A 5,913-nucleotide genomic window follows, 5' to 3' on the forward strand; every position below is an offset into this window, starting at 1 on the left:
GTTGTTCTGGGAATTGAAAAAGGAAGCTCTTAAATTTTTTTTGAATTATTTTCCAAAAAGTATTGTGGGAACAAAAAAGAGTTTTATATTTGCACCCGCTTAGAGAGATAGGCACGGTCTTAGAAATGGTGAAAAGGAATAGCAGCAGCGGTTCAACTCCGTTCCACCGGCAATTGAGTCTTTATTTTTAATAAAGAAAAGTTCATTGAGATATTGAAATTGACAGCGTAGATTTTGTCCGGAAACGGACAAGGTCAACAAAGAAACTAAACTAAGTGAGATTTTCTGAGATTTTTTTGAGGGAGTCGAGCTCTTACTGGAGTATGGTCGCAATATTATTGAAGATTATACGATGAAGAGTTTGATCCTGGCTCAGGATGAACGCTAGCGGCAGGCCTAACACATGCAAGTCGAGGGGTAGAAAGTGCTTGCACTTTTGAGACCGGCGCACGGGTGCGTAACGCGTATGCAATCTGCCCTCTACAGGGGAATAGCCCAGGGAAACTTGGATTAATGCCCCATAGCATTAAGGAACGGCATTGTTCCTTAATTAAAGATTTATCGGTAGGGGATGAGCATGCGTACCATTAGCTAGTTGGTGTGGTAACGGCACACCAAGGCTACGATGGTTAGGGGCCCTGAGAGGGGGATCCCCCACACTGGTACTGAGACACGGACCAGACTCCTACGGGAGGCAGCAGTGAGGAATATTGGACAATGGGCGGGAGCCTGATCCAGCCATGCCGCGTGCAGGAAGACGGCCCTATGGGTTGTAAACTGCTTTTATACGGGAAGAAACACCCCCTCGTGAGGGGGCTTGACGGTACCGTACGAATAAGGACCGGCTAACTCCGTGCCAGCAGCCGCGGTAATACGGAGGGTCCGAGCGTTATCCGGAATCATTGGGTTTAAAGGGTCCGTAGGCGGGCGTCTAAGTCAGTGGTGAAATTCTGCAGCTCAACTGTAGAACTGCCATTGATACTGGTCGTCTTGAATCGTTGTGAAGTGGCTAGAATATGTAGTGTAGCGGTGAAATGCTTAGATATTACATAGAATACCGATTGCGAAGGCAGGTCACTAACAACGCATTGACGCTGATGGACGAAAGCGTGGGGAGCGAACAGGATTAGATACCCTGGTAGTCCACGCCGTAAACGATGGATACTAGCTGTCCGGCGCACATTGGTGTGCTGGGTGGCCAAGCGAAAGTGATAAGTATCCCACCTGGGGAGTACGTTCGCAAGAATGAAACTCAAAGGAATTGACGGGGGCCCGCACAAGCGGTGGAGCATGTGGTTTAATTCGATGATACGCGAGGAACCTTACCAGGGCTTAAATGTAGTCTGACAGGATTGGAAACAGTCTTTTCTTCGGACAGATTACAAGGTGCTGCATGGTTGTCGTCAGCTCGTGCCGTGAGGTGTCAGGTTAAGTCCTATAACGAGCGCAACCCCTGTTGTTAGTTGCCAGCGAGTCATGTCGGGAACTCTAACAAGACTGCCGGTGCAAACCGTGAGGAAGGTGGGGATGACGTCAAATCATCACGGCCCTTACGTCCTGGGCCACACACGTGCTACAATGGCAGGTACAATGGGCAGCCACTGCGCAAGCAGGAGCGAATCCACAAAACCTGTCTCAGTTCGGATCGGGGTCTGCAACTCGACCCCGTGAAGCTGGAATCGCTAGTAATCGGATATCAGCCATGATCCGGTGAATACGTTCCCGGGCCTTGTACACACCGCCCGTCAAGCCATGGAAGCTGGAAGCACCTGAAGTCCGTCACCGCAAGGAGCGGCCTAGGGTGAAGCTGGTAACTGGGGCTAAGTCGTAACAAGGTAGCCGTACCGGAAGGTGCGGCTGGAACACCTCCTTTCTAGAGAAAGACGACCGAAAATTCAACAAGAGAGACTCTTAATATGAAGATTAAAGGGGTCTTGCTTGGTTTAGCTGTCAATTTTATAATACTATAGTCAACAGGTACAGTGTCAGCACATCAAAACTGATAACTGAATACTGAACATTGGAGACTTTTTTTTAAAGTCCCATAGCTCAGCTGGTTAGAGCGCTACACTGATAATGTAGAGGTCGGCAGTTCGAGTCTGCCTGGGACTACGAGTTAAAGGTTAAATGCAGGACCGAAAAACACTAAAGTGAAAAGTAAGAACTTTTACATTTTAAATTTGACATTTTGCGTTTATCATTTGTACGTTCATTAATACATATTGAATACACCTTCGCATAAAGCTACGGTGTATGAAGAGGAAATTTTAGAAGTTGGGTTTGTTGCGGGTTTAAATACTCATACCTCATAACTAATAACTCATAACTAAAAAATGGGGGATTAGCTCAGCTGGCTAGAGCGCCTGCCTTGCACGCAGGAGGTCATCGGTTCGACTCCGATATTCTCCACAACATTTCCCGCGAAGGCGGAAATCTCATCCACGATAGGGTGAAACGTTCATTACATATTGAAACAGAGTTTTAGCCATAGTATGGGGCTAGAGCGTCCCGATTTACATCGGGAAGTCCATCGGTTCGATCCCGGTATGCTCCACCACGGATATAATCCAATATACGAGTACCAAAGAGCTATTTCATAATGCTTGCGGTGAATATTGCGGAGTTCCAGACAGTTCATTGACATATTGGAAACAAAGAATACGAGAAAAGTAATAATTAAGTGCATGCCATCGTTGGCATGCGAGATTTAGAATAACTCATTAAAAGAGCAAAAAGTACAATAAGCAAAATAAGGGCGTATGGGGAATGCCTAGGCTCTCAGAGGCGAAGAAGGACGTGATAAGCTGCGAAAAGCTGCGGGGATTGGCACATACAAGTTGATCCGCAGGTATCCGAATGGGGCAACCCAGTACATTGAAGATGTATTACCGCGCAAGCGGGGCAAACCCGGGGAACTGAAACATCTAAGTACCCGGAGGAAGAGAAAACAATAGTGATTCCGATAGTAGCGGCGAGCGAAATCGGATTAGCCCAAACCGGTGCCGTTACGGCGGTACCGGGGTTGTAGGACCATGACATTTGGTGCTTTACGAATAAGAACACGTTGGAAAGCGTGGCCATAGACGGTGATAGCCCGGTATTAGTAAGGACAGTTACCGATAGTGGTATCCTGAGTAGTGCGGGGCACGTGAAACCCTGTATGAATCCGGCGGGACCATCCGCCAAGGCTAAATACTCCTGAGAGACCGATAGTGAACCAGTACCGTGAGGGAAAGGTGAAAAGAACCGTGAACAACGGAGTGAAATAGATCCTGAAACCATACGCTTACAAGCGGTCGGAGCGGCGCAAGCTGTGACGGCGTGCCTTTTGCATAATGAGCCTACGAGTTACTGTTGCCAGCAAGGTTAATCCGCTCAGCGGAGGAGCCGCAGCGAAAGCGAGTCTGAATAGGGCGCTTTAGTTGGTAGTAGTAGACGCGAAACCGTGTGATCTACCCTTGGGCAGGTTGAAGTTTGGGTAACACCAAATGGAGGACCGAACCCGTTGACGTTGAAAAGTCTTGGGATGACCTGAGGGTAGGGGTGAAAGGCCAATCAAACTCGGAAATAGCTCGTACTCCCCGAAATGCATTTAGGTGCAGCGTTGATATATAGTTTTATAGAGGTAGAGCTACTGATTGGATGCGGGGGCTTCACCGCCTACCAATTCCTGACAAACTCCGAATGCTATAAAATGATGATCAGCAGTGAGGGCATGGGTGCTAAGGTCCATGTCCGAGAGGGAAAGAACCCAGACCATCAGCTAAGGTCCCAAAATGATAGTTAAGTTGAAATAACGAGGTTGGACTGCACAGACAGCTAGGATGTTGGCTTGGAAGCAGCCATTCATTTAAAGAGTGCGTAACAGCTCACTAGTCGAGCGGTCCGGCATGGATAATAATCGGGCATAAACTATCTACCGAAGCTATGGACTTATATTTATATAAGTGGTAGGGGAGCATTCTGTTTGCGTTGAAGGTGTACCGCGAGGTATGCTGGAGCGTACAGAAAAGAAAATGTAGGCATAAGTAACGATAATGCGGGCGAGAAACCCGCACTCCGAAAGACTAAGGTTTCCTCAGCTATGCTAATCAGCTGAGGGTTAGTCGGGACCTAACGCGAACCCGAAAGGGGTAGTGGATGGACAACAGGTTAATATTCCTGTACCTGCTCACGCTAAAAGTGACGGAGGCGCAAATTTGGTGCGAACTGACGGAATAGTTCGTTGAAGCCAGTGGCAACACGGCGATAGTACACTGAGGCCTCGGCCAAGGTGATAATCCAGAGTAGCGACTTCCAAGAAAAGCGAGTGAAGCAGCCCGTACCCTAAACCGACACAGGTGGTTGGGATGAGAATTCTAAGGAGCTCGAGAGATTCATGGCTAAGGAACTAGGCAAAATCGACCCGTAACTTCGGGAGAAGGGTCGCCCCCAGCAATGGGGGCCGCAGTGAAGAGGTCCAGGCGACTGTTTATCAAAAACACAGGGCTCTGCAAAATCGAAAGATGAAGTATAGGGCCTGACACCTGCCCGGTGCTGGAAGGTTAAGAGGAGATGTCATCCCTTCGGGGAGAAGCATTGAATTGAAGCCCCAGTAAACGGCGGCCGTAACTATAACGGTCCTAAGGTAGCGAAATTCCTTGTCGGGTAAGTTCCGACCTGCACGAATGGTGTAACGATCTGGACACTGTCTCAGCCATGAGCTCGGTGAAATTGTAGTATCGGTGAAGATGCCGATTACCCGCTGTGGGACGAAAAGACCCCGTGCACCTTTACTATAGCTTAGTATTGGTTTTGGACAAGTAATGTGTAGGATAGGTGGGAGACTTTGAAGCGGCGTCGCCAGGCGTCGTGGAGTCATTGTTGAAATACCACCCTTTGCTTGTCTAGAGTCTAACCCTTTACCAAAAGGGGACAGTGCTTGGTGGGTAGTTTGACTGGGGTGGTCGCCTCCAAAAGAGTAACGGAGGCTTCTAAAGGTTCCCTCAACACGGTTGGCAATCGTGTGTAGAGTGCAATGGCATAAGGGAGCTTGACTGAGAGACCTACAAGTCGATCAGGTACGAAAGTAGAGCATAGTGATCCGGTGGTTCCGCATGGAAGGGCCATCGCTCAAAGGATAAAAGGTACGCCGGGGATAACAGGCTGATCTCCCCCAAGAGCTCACATCGACGGGGGGGTTTGGCACCTCGATGTCGGCTCGTCACATCCTGGGGCTGGAGAAGGTCCCAAGGGTTGGGCTGTTCGCCCATTAAAGTGGCACGCGAGCTGGGTTCAGAACGTCGTGAGACAGTTCGGTCTCTATCTACAGTGGGCGCAAGAAATTTGAGTGGATCTGATCCTAGTACGAGAGGACCGGATTGGACTGACCGCTGGTGCACCAGTTGTTCCGCCAGGAGCACCGCTGGGTAGCTACGTCGGGAAGGGATAAGCGCTGAAAGCATATAAGCGCGAAACCCACCACAAGATGAGATTTCTTTAAAGGGCCGTGGGAGACTACCACGTTGATAGGCCGCAGGTGTAAGGGCAGTAATGTCCCAGCCGAGCGGTACTAATAGCCCGTAAGCTTATGTACGACGCCTTCCCCGCTCCGGCGGGGAGAGCAACTCTTTTAAATAAGTAAATTCACTTTTCTTCTATTGTTTGTTTTCCGATATGTTATGTTATTTGTCCGCCAATGGCGGACAGTGCAAAGTGCAAGGCCGCGGCCAGTAGTTTTTACTGCCAACCGCATCTGAGCACCCAACACTTAAAACTAAGGTGGTTATAGCGACGGGGCTCACCTCTTACCTTTCCGAACAGAGAAGTTAAGCCCGTTTGCGCCGATGGTACTGCAATCCTGTGGGAGAGTAGGTCGCCGCCTTCCTTGAAGTCCCTTCACTTTTGTGAAGGGACTTTTTTTATGGAATAAAG

Annotated in this window: 2 tRNA genes and 3 rRNA genes; all 5 read left to right on the forward strand. The window is 49.0% G+C overall.

The features are described 5' to 3' along the window. Positions 1-349: 349 nt before the first annotated feature. The 5 genes from ESV24_RS15055 (at position 350) to rrf (ending at position 5,866) form a co-directional block, all read left to right on the forward strand. Positions 350-1,873, forward strand: a 16S ribosomal RNA gene (locus ESV24_RS15055). Between the two features lie 165 nt (positions 1,874-2,038). After that, positions 2,039-2,112, forward strand: a tRNA-Ile gene (locus tag ESV24_RS15060). 223 nt (positions 2,113-2,335) lie between these two features. Then, positions 2,336-2,409, forward strand: a tRNA-Ala gene (locus ESV24_RS15065). 329 nt (positions 2,410-2,738) lie between these two features. After that, positions 2,739-5,575: ribosomal RNA gene (locus tag ESV24_RS15070) — 23S ribosomal RNA — on the forward strand. A gap of 181 nt (positions 5,576-5,756) precedes the next feature. Beyond that, a 5S ribosomal RNA gene (gene rrf / locus ESV24_RS15075) occupies positions 5,757-5,866 on the forward strand. Together the 16S, 23S and 5S rRNA genes with 2 tRNA genes alongside form the textbook arrangement of a ribosomal RNA operon. Positions 5,867-5,913 lie beyond the last annotated feature (47 nt).

Source organism: Aequorivita lipolytica, assembly GCF_007997135.1.
In the GTDB taxonomy this organism is placed as follows: Bacteria; Bacteroidota; Bacteroidia; order Flavobacteriales; family Flavobacteriaceae; genus Aequorivita; species Aequorivita lipolytica.